A 17,212-nucleotide genomic window follows, 5' to 3' on the forward strand; every position below is an offset into this window, starting at 1 on the left:
TATGGCAGGGATGCCGAACCGGGAAAAGCCGGTCCGGGCAGATAGCCCGAACCGGCGAAGTTTAGCTTAGCGCGCGATTTCCGCGAGCAGGCTTGCAGCGACCGAGAACTTGGAAACGCTGATCGTGCCTTCCAGAATCTCGCCCACCGAGCGGGTGGTGCGGGCAACGATGGCCTCATGCCCGGCCAGCCAATGGGCAAAGCCACCGGCCCTCAGCGCTGCCGCCGTCAGCTGGCGGTGCGCATCGGAGAGGGTCGCCAGGGCCCGGTCGAGCGCCAGCCCGTCGTAATAATCCGCGACCACCAGGTTTCGTGCCCGGATAGCCATTTCGGCAATACCGAAATGCGCCGCCACCTCGAAGAAGGTGGAGGCTGCCGCATCCAGTTCCGCACCCGTGTCACCGGCGATGAGCACGATATCCGGAATGGTTGCTTCCACCGGCAGCCAGGTGATGCGGCGGGCCAGCGGCTCCGGCACTCCCTTGGACACGTTCTCTTCCACCGCGGCGGCCAGAAGCGCTGCCTGTGCGGGCGTGACGGCCTTCTCAAGATGCGGCCGCATCGCGTCAATCCCGGCCCGGAACCGCTCTACCACCGCCGCAATACCGTCCTTGAAGGAGACATGGCGGCGGAACCAGACGACCTGATCCAGGAACATGTTCTGCACCTCGGCATAAAGATCGAGCTGCACCTTGCCGTCGATCCTGGTGTCGAGCGCGTCGATTTCCTCGTTGAGGTCCGTCAGGCCGTAGCTGTTGCGCACGGCAACGAAACCGCAGGCAATCTCGGCGGCGCTGGCGCCCGTCTGGTCGGCAATGCGGGTGATGAAGGTCGGCCCGCAGCGGTTGACCATGGAGTTGGCCAGCATCGTGGCGATGATTTCCCGCCGCAGCCGGTGGCCCCGGATTTCCTCGGCATAGGCGTCCGCCATCTGGTCCGGGAAGTAGCGGAAAAGTTCGCGCGCCAGATAATCGTCATCCGGCACGCCGCTTTCCAGCAGCGCGTCATAGAGCGTGATCTTGGCATAGGCCAGCAGCACGCCAAGCTCGGCGCGGGTGAGGAACAGCCCGGCCTTTTCCAGCTCGGCCAGCGCCGCATCATCGGGCAGGAATTCCACCTGCCGGTCGAGATGGCCTGCCTGCTCCAGCTGGCGCATCATCCGGCCCTGATAGCCGAAGTCCTCCAGCCCGCGCTGCTCCGTCATGGAGATGGCGAGGGACTGCAGGTAGTTGTTGCGCAGCACCAGCTCCGCCACCTCGTCGGTCATCTGCGCCAGAAGCACGTTGCGGGCGGGAATGTCGAGCTTGCCCGACTGGACGGCCGCGCCAAGCGCGATCTTGATGTTCACTTCCATGTCCGACGAATTCACGCCGGCGGAGTTGTCGATGGCGTCCGAGTTGGAGCGCCCGCCCCGGCGGCCGAACTCGATCCGGGCGCGCTGGGTCATGCCGAGGTTTGCGCCCTCGCCGATGACCTTGGCCCGGATCTCGCGCGCGGTGACGCGGATGGCGTCGTTGGCCTTGTCGCCCGCATCCGCATCCGTTTCCGTGCTGGCGCGGATATAGGTGCCGATGCCGCCGAACCACATCAGATCAACGTTGAGCTTCAGGATGGCGGTCATCACCTCCTGCGGCGTGGCCTTGGCCCTCGGAATACCAAGCAGCTGCTGGGCTTCCTCACTGAGCGGAATGGACTTCAGCTGGCGCGAGAACACGCCGCCCCCGGCGGAAATCAGGCTCTTGTCATAGTCCGCCCAGGACGAGCGGCCCATGTCGAACAGGCGCTTGCGCTCGGCAAAACTGGAGGCCGCATCCGGCGTGGGATCAATGAAGATGTCGCGGTGATCGAAGGCGGCCACCAGCCGGATTTCCTTCGACAGCAGCATGCCGTTGCCGAAGACGTCGCCCGACATGTCGCCCACACCGGCCACGGTGAAGGGCTCGCTCTGGATGTCGCGGTTCATTTCGCGGAAGTGGCGCTTCACCGCTTCCCAGGCGCCGCGTGCGGTGATGCCCATCTTCTTGTGGTCATAACCTGCCGAACCGCCCGAGGCGAAGGCATCGCCCAGCCAGAAATCCCGGCTCGTCGAAATGCCGTTGGCCGTGTCGGAGAAGGTTGCCGTGCCCTTGTCGGCGGCCACCACCAGATAGGGATCATCCTCATCATGGCGCACCACTTCCAGCGGCGGCAGGATCTGGTCACCCTTGAGGTTGTCGGTCACGTCCAGCAGCGAGCTGACGAAGATCTTGTAGGCTTCCGTGCCTTCGGCGAACACCGCCTCACGGTCACCGCCCACAGGCAGACGCTTGGGCACGAAGCCGCCCTTGGAGCCAACCGGCACGATCACCGCATTCTTCACCTGCTGCGCCTTCACAAGGCCCAGCACTTCGGTGCGGAAATCCTGCGGCCGGTCGGACCAGCGCAGGCCGCCGCGCGCCACCTTGCCGAAGCGCAGATGCACGCCCTCGACACGGGGGCTGTAGACCGAGATCTCCCGGAAGGGCTTGGGCTGCGGCATGTCGTCGATGCGGCGGGAATCGATCTTGAAGGCGAAGGTCGGCTTCGGCTTTCCGTCCGCATCCAGCTGGAAGAAGTTGGTGCGCAGGATCGCGTCGATGACATTCTGGAAACGCCGCAGGATGCGGTCATCGTCCAGGCTGACAACCGCATCGAACTCGGACGACAGCTCGTTTTCGATCCGCGCCGCATTGAGCGTGCGGTCTGCCTCGCTGAGCGCCGGATTGAAGCGCACATGGAACAGCTCGACCAGCTTGGCGGCAATGGCCGGGTAGTTGTTGAGCGTGGTCCACATGTAGTCTTCGGAATAGCGGATGCCCACCTGGCGCAGGTATTTCGACAGGGCGCGCACCATGGCGATGTCGCGCCAGCCGAGGCCGGCCGTCAGCACCAGCGCGTTGTAGCCGTCGCTTTCCGCCTGCCCCAGCCACACGGCCATGAACAGGGCTTCGAGACGGCCCTTCAGATCGGCCGAAAGCTCGATGCTGCCGCCCTTGGCCGCTTCCAGCGTCATTTCATGCAGGTAGCAGAAGGGCATGCCGGCCGGTGTGATCCGGTATGTGCGCTCGTTGATGACCTTGAAGCCCATGTTTTCCAGCAGCGGCACGCGGGCCGACAGCGGGATCGGAGCTTCCAGATGGAACACCTTCAGCGACAGGCGCGTATCCGGCGCGCCGGAGCTGCGGAAGAAGGTGATCGTCGCTTGGCGGCCCTCCGACAGGCTTTCGATCTTCTGCACGTCCGCCAGCGCATTTTCCGCGTTGTAGACTTCCTTGTAGCCGCCGTGGAAGGCGAGCGCATAGCGGTCCGACAGGCGCTCGGCCACTTCCGGGCTGAAGTGTTCCTTGAAGGCATCCATCAGCCCGTCCGGCCAGGTGCGGATGATGGAGGCAACGGCCTTTTCCAGCTCGTCCTGCGCCACCGAAGGCGTCTTGCCGCTGGAGCGGCCGATGATGAAATGCACCCGCGCCATCGGGCCTTCCGGATAGGTCACATACCAGGCGGACAGGTGGCCATCGAAGACATGGGCAAAATAGGTGCCGATGTTGAGGCGCACTTCCGTGGTGTAGCGGTCACGCGGCACGTAGCAGAGGATCGAGACGTAACGGTCGAACTTCTCCGGCCGGGCCAGCACGCGGATGCGCGGGCGCTCATCCAGCTGCAGGATCGCCATGGCGAAGTCGTAAAGCGTTTCGTGATCGATCTGGAACAGCTCGTCCCGCGGGAAGGTTTCCATCACGTTGGTGAGGGCGCGGCCCGAGTGGCTGTCGGAATCAAAGCCCGCCTTGGCCAGAACGCTGCTCACCTTGCGCCGCAGGAAGGGGATCGTGCCCGTCGGCTCGTTATAGGCGGTGGAGGCAAACAGGCCGACGATGCGCAGCTCTCCGGTCATCTTGCCGGCGGCGTCAAACATCTTGGTGCCGACATAGTCCATGTAGACGCGCCGGTGCACACGGCTCTTCACATTGGCCTTGGCGATGATCAGCGGGTCCGGGCGCATCAGGAACTCGCGGATCTCCGGGGTGATCTGCACGAATTCACCGCCGCGGCGCAGGACGCGCATGTCCGGATCGGCCAGAAGCCCGAGGCCGGTGCTGTCGATCGGCGTCAGCTCGCCCTCGCCCGCGCCGCCGTCAAAGGTATATTCGCGCATGCCGAGGAAGATGAAATTGTCATCGGCCATCCATTCAAGGAACTGGATCGCTTCCCACAGCTCGTTGCTGGAGCCGTCGGCCTGCGCGGTCTTGTAGGTGTTCACCGCCTTGGTCAGGCGCTTGCGCATGGCCTTCCAGTCGGCAACAGCGGCGCGCACGTCATCCATGATGCGTGTCAGGCGCTGCTCCAGCCCGGCGCGGGCCTCCTCATTGACGATGCGGCTGACGTGGATATGGATCACGCTTTCCTGATGGTCCTCCCGCGCGGCGCCGCCCTTGTGGCCGCTGAAAGACACGAGCTCGCCCTGCGCGCCGCGCTCCACGTTGTAGATCGGGTGCAGCACCAGATGGACGGTCAGCTTGCTGTCATGCAGCTCGGCCATGACCGAATCCACCAGGAAAGGCATGTTGTCATTGACCAGTTCGATGACCGTCACCTCACCGGCCATGCGTCCCTTGGTCTTGAAGGACGGGTTCGTCACGCTGATCCGGCTGGTGCCCCTCGGGTGGGACCTGAAGTCCTGGAACGTGGCACGCGCGAAAGCGGCCAGCTCGTCCGCCGAGTAGGCGACAAGATCTTCTGCAGCACCCTGCTGATAAAGTTCAGCGGCAAAATCCGCGAGGCCGGCCCCTGCCGTCTCCGCCTTTGACGTCAGAATTTTGCTCACCTCTTCAATGAGCTTTGCCTTCTGGATTTCCCGTGCTTGCGCCATCTCTGTCCTCCTGACCCGCGAATCAGCGGCGGCATGCTAGGCTGCCAATGCCGCTTAAAAAATGGCATTCGGGAGGATTCACTAAAATGACGAACAAAGATGTAATGGCGCTAAATTTGCCGGTCGAAGGCGAGTTGAGCGAAGCGACGCAGGGATACTTTGCAAAGTGTGAGGAAAAAATAGGATTTATTCCAAATGTGCTGCGCGCCTACGCCTTCAACGACACAAAATTGCGCGCCTTCACCGACATGTATAACGATCTGATGCTGGGCCCCTCAAGCCTCTCCAAGCTGGAGCGGGAAATGATCGCCGTGGCCGTGTCGAGCGTGAACCGCTGCTTTTATTGCCTCGCCGCCCATGGCGCCGCCGTGCGCCAGCTGTCCGGCGATCCGGTGCTCGGCGACATGCTGGTGATGAATTACCGGGTTGCGGATCTGACGGCAAAGCAGCGGGCCATGCTGGACTTCGCCGTGCATCTGACCGAACGCCCCGCCGAAGTGGTGGAAGCCGACCGGCAGGTGCTGAGAGATGCGGGCTTTACCGACCGGGACATCTGGGACATTGCCGCCCTTGCGGCCTTCTACAACATGTCGAACCGCATGGCGGCAGCCACCGAGATGCGGCCGAATGATGAGTATCACTCAATGGCCCGTTGAGAACGCCGACAGCGGCCAGGCCCCGCTTGCCCGTGACAGGCTGGCGGAATGTGTGTAAAACCCGCTCCATTCTTCTGTCCTTGCAAATGAGGGAGCGGGCGCAATGGTGGCGCGGATTTTCATTGATGGCGAAGCCGGCACGACGGGTCTGCAGATCCGCGAGCGTCTCGCTGTACGCCGCGACATCGAGCTGCTGTCCATCGCCCCGGAACAGCGCAAGGACATGTCGGCCCGCGCAGACATGCTGAACAGCGCCGATGTGGCCATTCTCTGCCTGCCCGACGATGCGGCGAAGGAAAGCGTGTCGCTGATCACCAACGGCACCACCCGCGTCATCGACGCCTCCACCGCCTATCGCGTGGCGGATGGCTGGACCTACGGCTTTGCCGAGATGGACAAGGGCCAGAGCGCGGCGATTGCCGCCGCCCGCTTTGTCTCCAATCCCGGCTGCTGGCCGCAGGGCGTCATTGCCGCGCTGCGCCCGCTGGTGGCCGCAGGGCTCGTTCCGGCGGATTTCCCCGTCACGGTCAACGGCATCTCCGGCTATTCCGGTGGCGGCAAGTCGATGATTGCCGACTATGAGGCCCAGGGCGATGCGGCCAACGCGTTCCTGCCCTATGGGCTGGCGCTTGGCCACAAGCACCTGCCGGAGATGAAGACCTATTCGGGTCTGACTGACGCACCGCTGTTCGTTCCGGCGGTCGGCAACTACTACAAGGGCATGATCACCAGCGTGCCGCTCAATCTGGCGCGCCTGCCGAAGGTGCCCACGGGCGCTGAGCTGCATGCCGCCATTGCCGATCACTTTGCCGGTCAGGTGAAGGGTTTTGTCGAGGTCGCGCCGCTGTCGCCGCTCGACAGGGCGTCGGAGCTGAACCCGCAGGCCCTCAACGGCACCAACATGATGCGCGTCTATGTCTTTGCCAATGACGCACGCGCGCAGGCCGTGGTCATCGCCGTCTATGACAATCTGGGCAAGGGCGCCTCGGGCGCTGCCGTCCAGAACCTCAACATCATGCTGGGCGCAGACCCGGCAGAAAGCCTTGCCGCCTGAGCGCGGCAGGGCACAAGAACAACAACATATTCAGAGAGCCTTTGGAGAGACCGCCTTGCAGAAGTTCACCTCCCTCACCGGTGTTGCGGCGCCCCTGCCGATCATCAACATCGACACCGACATGATCATCCCGAAGCAGTATCTGAAGACGATCAAGCGCACCGGCCTCGGCACCGCGCTGTTCTCGGAACTGCGCTACAACGAGGATGGCTCGGACAACGCCGAATTCGTGCTGAACAAGCCGTCCTACAAGGGTGCGACGATCCTTGTTGCGGGCGACAACTTCGGCTGCGGCTCTTCGCGTGAGCATGCCCCCTGGGCGCTGCTCGATTTCGGCATCCGCTGCGTGATCTCCACGAGCTTTGCCGACATCTTCTACAACAACTGCTTCAAGAACGGCATCCTGCCGGTCGTCGTCACCCGCGAAGAGCTGGACAAGCTGCTGGACGACGCCTCGCGCGGCGCCAACTCCACCCTGACGGTGGATCTGGAGGCCCAGGAAATCCGCGGCCCGGATGGCGGCGTCATCTCCTTCGAGATCGACCCCTTCCGCAAGCACTGCCTGATGAACGGCCTCGACGACATCGGCCTGACCATGGAAAAGGCTCCGTCGATCGACCGTTTCGAAGGCGCCACGTCTGAAAGCCGCCCCTGGGCATAATCGCCCGCAGCATGGCAAGATGATCCGGAAGGCCGTCCGCAAGGGCGGCCTTTCTTCATTTGGCAAAGGCTCCACTTCCGCCCGCCACGGTTCCACCCATATAATGGTGGCCGGGTGCCCGTAAGATACGAGCGCCCTTTTCTGTTATGTATGGACCGGGCCCCCGTGTATTTCGAAATTGCCATCGTCGTCTGCCTCACCCTGCTCAATGGCGTTCTGGCCATGTCGGAACTTGCCGTTGTCTCGTCACGGCCCGTGCGGCTGAAGCTGCTGGCCGATCAGGGCAGCCGGGGGGCAGCTGTGGCGTTGCGCCTGTCGGAAGATCCGGGGCGCTTTCTCTCCACCGTGCAGATAGGCATCACGCTGGTGGGCGTTCTGTCGGGCGCCTTCTCCGGCGCAACGCTGGGCGCGCGCCTCTCCGGCTGGCTGCTGACGCAGGGCCTGCCGCCCGCTGCGGCCGATGCACTGGGTGTCGGATCGGTCGTCGTCGCCATCACCTACATGTCGCTGATCGTGGGCGAACTGGTACCCAAACGGATCGCCCTGCGCGCACCCGAAAGCGTTGCCGCCCGTGTGGCACCGTCCATGCTGATGCTGTCCAAGATCTCGGCGCCGCTCGTCTGGCTGCTCGACCGGTCGGGCCGTGGCGTGCTGCGGCTGCTGGGCCAGCAGGACAGCGCGGGGGAAACGGTAACGGATGAGGAAATCCGCACGGTTCTGGCCGAGGCACACAGTGCGGGCGTCATCGAGGACGAAGAGTCCGAGATGATCTCCGGCGTCATGCGCCTTGCCGACCGGACCGCGCGCGGCCTGATGACACCGCGCCGCGACGTGGAGGTGCTGGACCTTGCGGACAGCCCGGAGGACATTCGCGCCAGGCTGCGCGCAACCGCCCGCTCGCGCCTGCCCGTCCGGCAGGGGAGTTCCGACGAGATTCTGGGCGTTGTCGCCGTCAAGGATGTGCTGGGTGCCTATCTGGATGCGCCAGATGCAGCCATTGAACCGCTGATGCGCAATGCTCCGGCCGTATCCGACCGGGCAGGCGCGCTGGCCGTCATCCAGACCTTGCGCAAGGCCCCGGCCCACATGGTTCTGGTCTATGACGAATACGGCCATTTCGAAGGCATCATCACCCCCGGCGACGTGCTGGAGGCCGTGACCGGCGTCTTCGAGCAGGGCGAAGAGGAAGAGCCTGCGCTGTTTCAGCGCGAGGATGGGTCCTGGCTGGTCGCCGGCTGGATGCCGGTGGACGAATTTGCTGCCGAAATGGGTTTTCCGCTCGATCCGGACCCGGATTACGAAACCGTCGCAGGCTTCGTTCTCGACACGCTCAAGTATCTGCCCAGCCTCGGCGAAAGCTTCACCGCCAAGGGCTGGCACTTCGAAGTCCTCGACCTTGACGGCCGCCGCGTCGACAAGCTGCTGGTTCGCAAGCTGGAGGCGTGAGGCGCCTTTCACGCACCAGAGGCAACCAAAGGTAGAAATAAGAGACTGTTGCATGCTTTTGCGGCCAAATGTTAGAATGACCAGATGAAAGCTTGTTTGCCTGTGTTCACTCAGAGCTATCTGGCGCAAGGAACGGGTGTAAGGACATGCAGCTGAAGGACGAAGTACGGGTTGCCGTTGATGAAATCATCCGCAATCGCTTCGCGGGAAAAGTTGAAGATATCAAGTTCGAGGCTTTGGAAGATGATCTCGGCGAAGAGCTTCTGTTGATCCGGGTCATGATGTCACCCGACACGACCGGCAAGGATTTTGCAGGCCGTTTTTTCGGCCTTACGGGGCTCGTGCGTCACGCACTCGGCGAAGACATGCGGAATGTTTTCCCAATTATCCGCCCGGTAGAGGCGCATGCCTGACATTACGCTGGCGAAGGGGCTGATAGCTTCGGCAAAAGCACTTTGCCCCGCCAGCAGCCGGCGCAAACCACGGCAGGCAGACCTGCGCCGGGCAGTCAGTGCAGCCTACTATGCGGTTTTCCACGAACTGGCACGCACATGTGCCGATGCACTCGTTGGCGCGACAAAGGCCCGGCGTCCCAACAGGGCATGGGTGGAAGTTTACCGGGGACTGGACCACGGCACTGCCAAAAACGCATGCAATGGCGCCTCGAATGTCACGTTCCCCCAAGAGATCCGAAACTTCTCTGATGCCTTCAAGCAGCTGCAGGCCGCAAGGCACAGCGCCGACTATGATCCGATGATCCGGCTCGACAAAATCGAGGCACTTGGCTTCATCACATTGGCTGAAGACAGCATCGCAGCGCTGAAAGGCGTCAGGGCCATCGACAAGATTGCCTTCGCGACATGGGTCCTGATTGCCAGCAAAGGCGCCAACGAAGCCCGGAGCAGGGTCAAGGAAGGACGGATCCGGCAAGTCTGACACCAGATCCGTCAAGCTGCCACCTTTCACGCAAGCTTGAAAAATCCTGAGGCGCAGGTGTTGCGTAAAAAGGTACAAGTCTGCGTCGGGACTTTGTGGAGCGATCAGCAATCATGAGCGTGATATCAGGCCTCCGCCCGGTGGCGGCGTTTCTGCCCTGGACGGACCGGCAGGGGCGGCTGTCGGGTCTGAAGCTTGCGGTCTTCCTGATCGCCATCGCTCCGGCGCTCTGGTATCTCACCCGTGCGGCCATGGGGCTGGTGCAGCCGGAACCGGCGCGCCAGCTCGTCTTTGTCAGCGGTGACTGGGCCATGCGCTTTCTCGTGGCAACGCTGGCTGTCTCGCCGCTGCGGCGCATCACCGGCTGGGGCAAGCTGGCAGGCATCCGCCGCATGCTGGGCCTGACGGCTCTGGCTTACGGGCTCGCCCACCTGACGCTCTATGTGATCCGTGAAAATCTCGACCTGTGGCGCGTCACGTCCGAGATCGTGCTGCGCTTCTATCTCACCATCGGCTTTGCCGCGCTGGCAGCACTTGTGGCGCTTGGAGTGACCTCAACGGACAGCGCCATCCGCCGCATGGGGCCGCGCTGGCACCGGCTGCACAAGCTGGTCTATCCGGCCGCTGCGCTGGCCGCCTTTCATTATTTCCTGCAATCCAAATCAGATGTGAGCCAGGCCACTCTGCTGGCGGGGCTGTTCCTGCTGGTGATGATCTACCGGGGGGCCGCACGCCTGAAATTGCCGCTCGCCTCACCGCTGCTGCTGGCCGGGCTGGCCCTGCTGGCTGGCCTTGGGACGGCGGGCATCGAATATCTCTGGTATCACCTTGCCACGGGCGTTCCGGCGGAGCGGGTGTTCCTCGCCAATTTCAACTGGCAGCTCTTCACCATGCCCGCGCAGATCCGGCCGTCCTGGTGGGTGGTGCTGGCCGGCCTGTTGACCGCGCTGCTGCCGCTGATCAGCACAAGGCTGCTGCCGCAACCGGTGCGGCGGCGGAACTGAAAGCCTATTCGCCTTTCACGCGGGCCTTCAGCTCATCCATGATGGTGTTCAGTTCAGCCATTTTCTCGCCGATGGGCACAAGCCCTGCGACCGTGGTCTGATAGCGCGCGGCATAGCTGTCGAAGAGGCGGCGGGCAAGTTCCGGGAACTCCTGCACCATGCGCTTGAACAGGGCACGGCGGATGCGGATGACGCGCACCGGGCCGATGCAGACCGCACGGGCCGGGCGGCGGGTTTCCACCAGCATGGCGGTTTCGCCCAGCAGCACGCCGGGACCCGCCATTTCCACTTCCATGAAGCCGTGGGTGCTCTTGCGCTGCAGGCTGACGTTGCCCTTGGCAATGACGATGCCGCTGTCGGCCCGCTCGCCCTCGTCGAAGACGAAGGACCCGGAAATCAGGTCCATGCCCTCGGCGCTGAAGGCAAGCAGGCGCAACTGGTCGTCGGAGAAATCCGACAACATGGGAATCTGCCGAAGAATCGCGATGTCCTGAACGAGGCTCATGCCTCAGTGTTATGCCGCAAATGGCTCACGGCACAAGCTTATATCCACCGGCTTCCGTCACCAGAAGCTCGGCATTGGAGGGGTCACGCTCGATTTTCTGCCGCAGACGGTAGATGTGGGTCTCCAGCGTGTGGGTGGTGACGCCGGAATTGTAGCCCCAGACCTCATGCAGCAGCACGTCGCGGGTTACCGCCCGCTCGCCCGCCCGGTAGAGGAATTTCAGGATCGAGGTTTCCTTTTCCGTCAGCCGCACCTTGCTGCCGCGGTCATCCACCATCAGCTTGGCGGCGGGGCGGAAGGAATAGCGGCCGATGGTGAAGGTCGCGTCCTCGCTCTGCTCATGCTGGCGCAGATGGGCGCGCACCCGGGCGAGCAGCACGGCGAACTTGAAGGGCTTGGGCACATAATCGTTGGCCCCGGCCTCAAGGCCCAGGATCGTGTCGCTGTCCGTGTCATGCCCGGTGAGCATGATCACAGGCGCCTTGAACCCGGCCTTGCGCAGAAGCTTCACCCCCTCGCGCCCGTCGAGATCCGGCAGGCCCACATCCATCAGCAGCAGATCAACCTGCCCGGCCTTGGCTGCGGCAATGCCATCCGAGGCGGTGGAGGCCTGCTGCGTGGTGAATTCGTCATAGAGTGAGAACTGCTCGACCAGCGCCTCGCGCAGGTCATTGTCGTCATCCACGATGAGAATGGTGCGTGCGTTCATTTGCAGTCCTCGTTCCCTTGCAGCATTTTTGGCCGGATCGGTTGCGGCCCTTATGTGCTTTTCATGCAATGACGGATAGGTGGGAAAAAATCATCGTGATTTTTAGTCTCTGCCGTCAATTCTGCTTCACATCCACTTTACATCCGGTTGATGGCACTGGATCAACGGTACGTTATGCAATTGGGACTGACCATGACCTCTCCTGCCTCCTCCGCGGACAAGCGCCTCACCGTGCGTCCCCTGCCGGGCCATCCTTCACGCGGCACGCTGACGCTGGGAAGCCTGACCGTGCCCTGTGCTCTCGGCAAAGGGGGCCTGACGCTGCGCAAGCGCGAAGGCGACGGCGCAACGCCCGTTGGCCGCTTTGCCGTGCTGGGCGTGTTCTACCGGCCCGACCGGGGACGGCGGCCGGAAACGGCCCTGCCCGTCACGGCACTGAGCCCGGACGATGGCTGGTGCGATGACCCGCGCCACCCGCGCTACAACGCCCCCGTCCGTCTGCCCTTTGCCGCCAGCCACGAGAAGATGTGGCGGCAGGACGGGGTCTATGACATCGTCGTGGTGCTGGATTACAACCTGACGCCCGCCGTCAAGGGCAAGGGCAGCGCCATCTTCTTTCACCTTGCCCGGCCCGGCTACACGCCGACCGAAGGCTGCGTGGCGGTGGCAGAACCTCACATGCGCCGCCTGCTGAAGGCCCTGCGCCCCGGCGCGGTGATGGAGATCCGCCGTTAAGCCCTGTTGGCCGAAGCTACAGGTCGAAACTCTGGCAATCCGCCGCCATTTCCGCCATATAAGGGAAAACGGGGTCCGCTGACCCCGGACCTCCCGGCACAAACCTTCTGCAGCACGGCTTGCAGAACCTGACAGGCACAGCGCCGATGCGCAGACCGTTTTTGAAGATGAATGGCCTTGGCAACGATTTCGTTGTCTGGGATGCCCGCGAGGCACCGCTGCGGCTGAGCCCGGAGGTGATTGCCGCGCTGGGAGACCGTACGTCCGGCATCGGCTTTGACCAGATGATCACCGTCGAGCGCTCACCCTCGGGCGCAGATGCCTTCATGCGCATTCACAATTGCGACGGATCGGAAGTCTCTGCCTGCGGCAATGCCACCCGCTGCATCGGCCGCCTGCTGATGGAGGAAAAGGGCGTTGATGCGGTGAGCATCGAGACCCGCGCCGGGTTGCTGCTTGCCCGCAAGGTGGAAGACGGCCCGCGCTCCGTCACCGTCGACATGGGCGAGCCGCGCTTCAACTGGACCGAAATCCCGCTCGCCGAGGAATTTGCCGACACCCGCGCGGTGGAACTGCAGATCGGCCCGATTGATGATCCCATCCTGCACACGCCCGCCGTGGTCAGCATGGGCAATCCGCATGCGGTCTTCTGGGTCTCTGATGTGGACGCCTACGATCTTGGCCGTATCGGACCACTGCTGGAACATCACCCGCTGTTCCCGGAAGGGGCCAATATTTCGTTGGCGCAGGTGATATCCCGCAAGGAGATCCGGGTGCGGGTGTGGGAGCGTGGCGCAGGCCTCACCCGCGCCTGCGGCACCGGTGCCTGTGCCGTCGCCGTGGCCGCTGCCCGTGACAACCGCGCCGACCGCACCTCCACCGTGCATCTGCCCGGCGGGCCGCTGACGATCAGCTGGCGCGAGAGCGACAATCACGTGCTGATGACCGGCATGACGGAAGTTGAATACGAGGGTGAAGTGGACTTCGAGGCCATGACCTTTACCCGCACCGGACCGGGGGATGCAGAGCTGGATGCCGCTGCCCCCGCCATGGAGACCGCACTGTGAGCATTGATGTCGTCACCTTCGGCTGCCGGCTGAATTCCTATGAATCGGAAGTGATGAAGCGCGAGGCGGAAGCTGCGGGCCTCAAGGATGCCATCCTGATCAACACCTGCGCGGTCACCTCCGAAGCGGTGCGTCAGGCGCGTCAGGCCGTGCGCAAGGCCCGCCGCGACAATCCGGAAGCCAAGATCATCGTCACCGGCTGCGCCGCCCAGACCGAAACGGCCAAGTTCTCCGAAATGGAGGAAGTGGATCTGGTTCTGGGCAACTCGGAAAAGCTGGAGCGCGCCTCTTATGGCCGCATCGCCCAGTTTGGCCTTGATGCCAGCGAGAAGGTGCGCGTCAACGACATCATGAGCGTGCGCGAAACCGCCGGTCACCTGATCGACGGGCTGGAAGGCCGTGCCCGCGCCTTCGTGCAGGTGCAGAACGGCTGCGACCACCGCTGCACCTTCTGCATCATCCCCTATGGCCGGGGCAATTCGCGCTCCGTGCCCATGGGCGTCGTCGTTGATCAGGTGCGCCGCCTCGTGGAAAACGGCTACCGCGAAATCGTCATCACCGGGGTGGACATCACCTCCTATGGTTCGGATCTTCCCGGCACGCCGCGCCTTGGCTCGCTGGTGGCCAAGATCCTGAAACTGGTGCCGGAGCTGAAGCGGCTGCGGCTGTCATCCATCGATTCCATCGAGGCCGATGACGAGCTGATGCGCGTCATTGCCGAAGACGAGCGGCTGATGCCGCATTTCCACCTGTCGCTGCAGGCAGGCGACGACATGATCCTGAAGCGCATGAAGCGGCGGCACCTGAGGGCCGACACCATCCGCTTCTGCGATGAGGTGCGGCGCCTGCGCCCGGATGTGGTCTTCGGCGCCGATATCATCGCCGGCTTCCCGACCGAGACGGAAGAGATGTTCGCCAACACGCTGGCGATTGTCGATGAATGCGGGCTGACGCATCTGCATGTCTTCCCCTTCTCGCCCCGTCCGGGCACCCCGGCCGCGCGCATGCCGCAGCTGGCCAAGGGCCTCATCAAGGAGCGCGCCGCCCGGCTGCGCCTCAAGGGCGAGGCGGCGCTGGCGGCTCACCTCAGTGCCGAAGTCGGCCTGCTGCGCCCCATTCTGCTGGAGCGCGAGGGGCTGGGGCGGACCGAGCAGTTCACACAGGTCGAGGTGGATGGCGGCGAGGCCGGGCAGATCATCGAAACCCGCATCACCGGCCACACCGGGCGCCATCTTCTCGGCGCGCTTCTTTCACAGGCCGCCTGAGGGCGGGACAGACTTCAGCGGCAGGACAGGTTCATGAGCGACAAGAAGCGCGGCTTTCTGGGCCGTTTGTTCGGCGGCAAGGACAGCGCCGGCACGGCTGCCGGAGAGCTGAAGCCGGAAACGGAAATCCTGGCAGGCGAGGATACCGCCGCACCAGCCCCTGAGGCTGAGCTTGAATCTCCTGCCGAAGTGACCGTTGAGGCGGCTAGCCCTGAAGAACAGCCGGAAACGGCCATCGAAGCAGAACCCGAACTGGTGGATGAGCTTGAGGATGAGCCGGCGGAAGAGGCAGCGCCCTCCGCTCCCGCCGCCGTTCCTGCGCCGGTTGCCATGACTGAGCCGCAGGAAAAGCTGTCCTGGTTCCAGCGTCTGCGCAAGGGCCTTGCCCGCTCGTCTTCGGCGCTGACCGAAGGCATTTCGGCGATCTTCACCAAGCGCAAGCTGGATGCGGGGATGCTGGAGGATCTGGAGGACATTCTCCTTCAGGCGGATCTGGGTCTCGAGACGGCCGGCGCCATCACGGAGCGCCTGTCGGAAGGGCGCTTCGACAAGGAAATCTCGCCGGAGGAAGTCCGCAAGATTCTGGCCGAAGAGGTGCGCAAGGTGCTGGAGCCTGCCGCCCGACCGCTGGACCTTGACCGGGGCCACCGCCCGCATGTGGTGCTGATGGTGGGCGTCAACGGCACCGGCAAGACCACGACCATCGGCAAGCTGGCAGCCAAGCTCTCCGCCGAAGGCAAGACGGTGATGCTGGCGGCGGGCGACACGTTCCGCGCCGCCGCTGTCGAACAGCTGAAGATCTGGGGCCAGCGCACCGGTGCCGAAGTAGTGGCCCGGGAAGCGGGCGCGGATGCCGCCGGACTTGCCTTTGATGCCCTGCAGGCAGCGAAGGACAAGGGCGTGGACGTGCTCCTGATCGACACGGCCGGCCGGCTGCAGAACAAGGCCGAGCTGATGGCCGAACTGGAAAAGGTGGTCCGCGTCATCCGCAAGCAGACCCCCGACGCCCCGCATGACGTGATCCTGACGCTGGACGCCACCACGGGCCAGAACGCCATGAACCAGGTGGAGATCTTCGGCAAGGTGGCGGGCGTCACCGGCCTCGTCATGACCAAGCTGGACGGCACCGCCCGCGGCGGCATCCTTGTCGCCATCGCCGCAAGGCACCAACTGCCGGTGCATTTCATCGGCGTCGGCGAAGGCATCGACGATCTGGAGCCCTTCTCCGCCGAAGACTTTGCCGAGGCAATCGCCGGACTGGCGCGGTAAGGACCGAAGTTTGACCGCTTCGGCACGGCTTCTCCACCCCTCTCCCTTGTGGCTACCGGTTTCACACATCAGGTTCGGACACTGCCCGCAATGATGCATCTGATTTGTGGCAGGGCCTCGCCGCCCCCCTCCCCCTCGTGGGGAGGGGTAAGGGGTGGGGGGCTCTGAGCCTGCAAGGGTTTGAAAAGCAGAACTTTTCCTGAAGAGGCTGGCGAGGAGAAACTATCTGTAATCAATGGATACTCTGCCAGCCGGAAAGGCCCTCCCCCCACCCCTAACCCCTCCCCACCAGGGGGAGGGGAGCTGAAACGCCTTGCCAAAGGAGCAAAACCGCCACCAGCTGCCATGCTGCGAACGGCTTCAGGCATAATGTTTGAAGCCAGCTCCTCAAGGCGGAAAGCCCCTGAGCCTCCCACCCCTCACGTCGCTACGTTGACGGCGTGATGCTCGATCTGGCCGCCGTGGTCCTCGTAGGCGTGGCGGACGACGGCGGGGGGCTGATGGTCGCGGGTGGCGCGCTGCGGCAGGGAGCGGCTGGCCGGAAGGGCGCTGTGCGGCCCGGCCGGCTGGCGCAGGGCCCGTTCGGCAGCGGCCCTGTAGGCGGCAATGCCATCCAGCGTATGGCTGACTTCCTGATTTGTCTCGACCAGAACGGCCGGTTCCTCGGCCTGCGGTCCGGCACCGGCGTCAGCCAGCAGATTGCTTTCGCCCGTCAGAGCCTCTTCAAAGCCCTCGCCAGACTGCTGCTCGCCAGACTGCTGGTCGTTGTGCTGCTGTTCGTTGTGCTGCTCGTGTTCCCGCTCGCGGCGGCGCTGATCGCTATGCTCGGTGGCATGAACGATACCGGATGGCGGTAACACCCGTTCCAATCCTGATGACATGGGGCCCTCCTGGCCTTTCTGCTGCCTGTGGCGGCCTGCCGGGCCTTCTGGCCCTCCGTCTCTGCCCCTTTTCAGCGGGGCATGGCCGAATCATCTCAACAAAGAGTTAACGATTCTTTACGCAAGGTAAACGGCAAAAA

At 63.7% G+C, this 17,212-nt stretch carries 15 protein-coding genes; 11 read left to right on the forward strand and 4 right to left on the reverse strand.

Features of this window, described 5'->3' with window-relative positions; translation table 11 throughout:
- Positions 1-66 precede the first annotated feature (66 nt).
- Positions 67-4,884: an NAD-glutamate dehydrogenase gene (locus AC0CMF_RS14875; protein ID WP_058898478.1), complete on the reverse strand. Its 4,818-nt coding sequence runs from the start codon at positions 4,882-4,884 to the stop codon at positions 67-69.
- Positions 4,885-4,970: 86 nt separating this feature from the next.
- On the opposite strand from AC0CMF_RS14875, the gene AC0CMF_RS14880 reads away from it, so the two are divergent.
- The 7 genes from AC0CMF_RS14880 to AC0CMF_RS14910 all read left to right on the forward strand — a co-directional run bounded on the left by AC0CMF_RS14880 (position 4,971) and on the right by AC0CMF_RS14910 (position 10,641).
- Positions 4,971-5,540, forward strand: coding sequence for a peroxidase-related enzyme (locus AC0CMF_RS14880; RefSeq protein ID WP_374630728.1), 570 nt, complete (start codon positions 4,971-4,973; stop codon positions 5,538-5,540).
- A gap of 103 nt (positions 5,541-5,643) precedes the next feature.
- Positions 5,644-6,594, forward strand: a complete 951-nt coding sequence (gene argC, locus AC0CMF_RS14885; protein ID WP_374630730.1) for an N-acetyl-gamma-glutamyl-phosphate reductase — start codon at positions 5,644-5,646, stop codon at positions 6,592-6,594.
- 55 nt (positions 6,595-6,649) lie between these two features.
- The gene (leuD, locus tag AC0CMF_RS14890) at positions 6,650-7,255 is read left to right on the forward strand and encodes a 3-isopropylmalate dehydratase small subunit (protein ID WP_123195458.1); all 606 of its coding nucleotides are present in this window, start codon (positions 6,650-6,652) and stop codon (positions 7,253-7,255) included.
- A gap of 150 nt (positions 7,256-7,405) precedes the next feature.
- A complete protein-coding gene (locus AC0CMF_RS14895; RefSeq protein ID WP_050474105.1) occupies positions 7,406-8,701 on the forward strand; it encodes a hemolysin family protein in 1,296 nt (431 codons plus the stop codon).
- A 146-nt stretch (positions 8,702-8,847) separates the two neighbouring features.
- Positions 8,848-9,114 (forward strand): hypothetical protein, encoded by a 267-nt coding sequence (locus AC0CMF_RS14900; RefSeq protein ID WP_050474104.1) that lies wholly within the window; start codon positions 8,848-8,850, stop codon positions 9,112-9,114.
- Positions 9,115-9,307: 193 nt separating this feature from the next.
- On the forward strand, positions 9,308-9,637 hold the full coding sequence (locus AC0CMF_RS14905) for a hypothetical protein (RefSeq protein WP_160318762.1): 330 nt from the start codon (positions 9,308-9,310) through the stop codon (positions 9,635-9,637).
- A 113-nt stretch (positions 9,638-9,750) separates the two neighbouring features.
- A complete protein-coding gene (locus AC0CMF_RS14910; RefSeq protein ID WP_374630734.1) occupies positions 9,751-10,641 on the forward strand; it encodes a protein-methionine-sulfoxide reductase heme-binding subunit MsrQ in 891 nt (296 codons plus the stop codon).
- A 4-nt stretch (positions 10,642-10,645) separates the two neighbouring features.
- Here AC0CMF_RS14910 and AC0CMF_RS14915 read toward each other — a convergent pair whose 3' ends face one another.
- The gene (locus AC0CMF_RS14915; protein WP_208991452.1) at positions 10,646-11,104 is read right to left on the reverse strand and encodes a Crp/Fnr family transcriptional regulator; all 459 of its coding nucleotides are present in this window, start codon (positions 11,102-11,104) and stop codon (positions 10,646-10,648) included.
- 67 nt (positions 11,105-11,171) lie between these two features.
- On the reverse strand, positions 11,172-11,855 hold the full coding sequence (locus tag AC0CMF_RS14920) for a response regulator transcription factor (RefSeq protein ID WP_050474100.1): 684 nt from the start codon (positions 11,853-11,855) through the stop codon (positions 11,172-11,174).
- A 192-nt stretch (positions 11,856-12,047) separates the two neighbouring features.
- Between AC0CMF_RS14920 and AC0CMF_RS14925 the strand changes: the two genes are divergently transcribed.
- From AC0CMF_RS14925 to ftsY, 4 genes are all read left to right on the forward strand, one after another.
- Complete coding sequence (locus AC0CMF_RS14925; RefSeq protein WP_374630736.1) at positions 12,048-12,590, forward strand: L,D-transpeptidase family protein; 543 nt, start codon at positions 12,048-12,050, stop codon at positions 12,588-12,590.
- A gap of 146 nt (positions 12,591-12,736) precedes the next feature.
- On the forward strand, positions 12,737-13,657 hold the full coding sequence (gene dapF, locus AC0CMF_RS14930; protein ID WP_374630738.1) for a diaminopimelate epimerase: 921 nt from the start codon (positions 12,737-12,739) through the stop codon (positions 13,655-13,657).
- Positions 13,654-14,922, forward strand: a complete 1,269-nt coding sequence (gene mtaB / locus AC0CMF_RS14935) for a tRNA (N(6)-L-threonylcarbamoyladenosine(37)-C(2))-methylthiotransferase MtaB (RefSeq protein WP_374630740.1) — start codon at positions 13,654-13,656, stop codon at positions 14,920-14,922. The genes dapF and mtaB overlap by 4 nt, the downstream gene beginning before the upstream one ends.
- 33 nt (positions 14,923-14,955) lie before the next feature.
- Positions 14,956-16,191 (forward strand): signal recognition particle-docking protein FtsY, encoded by a 1,236-nt coding sequence (ftsY, locus tag AC0CMF_RS14940; protein ID WP_374630742.1) that lies wholly within the window; start codon positions 14,956-14,958, stop codon positions 16,189-16,191.
- A 419-nt stretch (positions 16,192-16,610) separates the two neighbouring features.
- Here ftsY and AC0CMF_RS14945 read toward each other — a convergent pair whose 3' ends face one another.
- On the reverse strand, positions 16,611-17,072 hold the full coding sequence (locus AC0CMF_RS14945; RefSeq protein ID WP_374631440.1) for a hypothetical protein: 462 nt from the start codon (positions 17,070-17,072) through the stop codon (positions 16,611-16,613).
- Between the last annotated feature and the right edge of the window lie 140 nt (positions 17,073-17,212).

Source organism: Pannonibacter sp. CBAS1226, assembly GCF_055685825.1.

Coding starts and splice junctions, on each gene's coding strand:
- ftsY (WP_374630742.1), top strand. CDS start 14,956: ATGAGCGACAAGAAGCGCGGCTTTCTGGGCCGTTTGTTCGGCGGCAAG.
- argC (WP_374630730.1), top strand. CDS start 5,644: ATGGTGGCGCGGATTTTCATTGATGGCGAAGCCGGCACGACGGGTCTG.
- AC0CMF_RS14920 (WP_050474100.1), bottom strand. CDS start 11,855: ATGAACGCACGCACCATTCTCATCGTGGATGACGACAATGACCTGCGC.
- AC0CMF_RS14925 (WP_374630736.1), top strand. CDS start 12,048: ATGACCTCTCCTGCCTCCTCCGCGGACAAGCGCCTCACCGTGCGTCCC.
- AC0CMF_RS14875 (WP_058898478.1), bottom strand. CDS start 4,884: ATGGCGCAAGCACGGGAAATCCAGAAGGCAAAGCTCATTGAAGAGGTG.
- AC0CMF_RS14910 (WP_374630734.1), top strand. CDS start 9,751: ATGAGCGTGATATCAGGCCTCCGCCCGGTGGCGGCGTTTCTGCCCTGG.
- AC0CMF_RS14895 (WP_050474105.1), top strand. CDS start 7,406: ATGGACCGGGCCCCCGTGTATTTCGAAATTGCCATCGTCGTCTGCCTC.
- dapF (WP_374630738.1), top strand. CDS start 12,737: ATGCGCAGACCGTTTTTGAAGATGAATGGCCTTGGCAACGATTTCGTT.
- AC0CMF_RS14915 (WP_208991452.1), bottom strand. CDS start 11,104: ATGTTGTCGGATTTCTCCGACGACCAGTTGCGCCTGCTTGCCTTCAGC.
- AC0CMF_RS14880 (WP_374630728.1), top strand. CDS start 4,971: ATGACGAACAAAGATGTAATGGCGCTAAATTTGCCGGTCGAAGGCGAG.
- AC0CMF_RS14945 (WP_374631440.1), bottom strand. CDS start 17,072: ATGTCATCAGGATTGGAACGGGTGTTACCGCCATCCGGTATCGTTCAT.
- AC0CMF_RS14900 (WP_050474104.1), top strand. CDS start 8,848: ATGCAGCTGAAGGACGAAGTACGGGTTGCCGTTGATGAAATCATCCGC.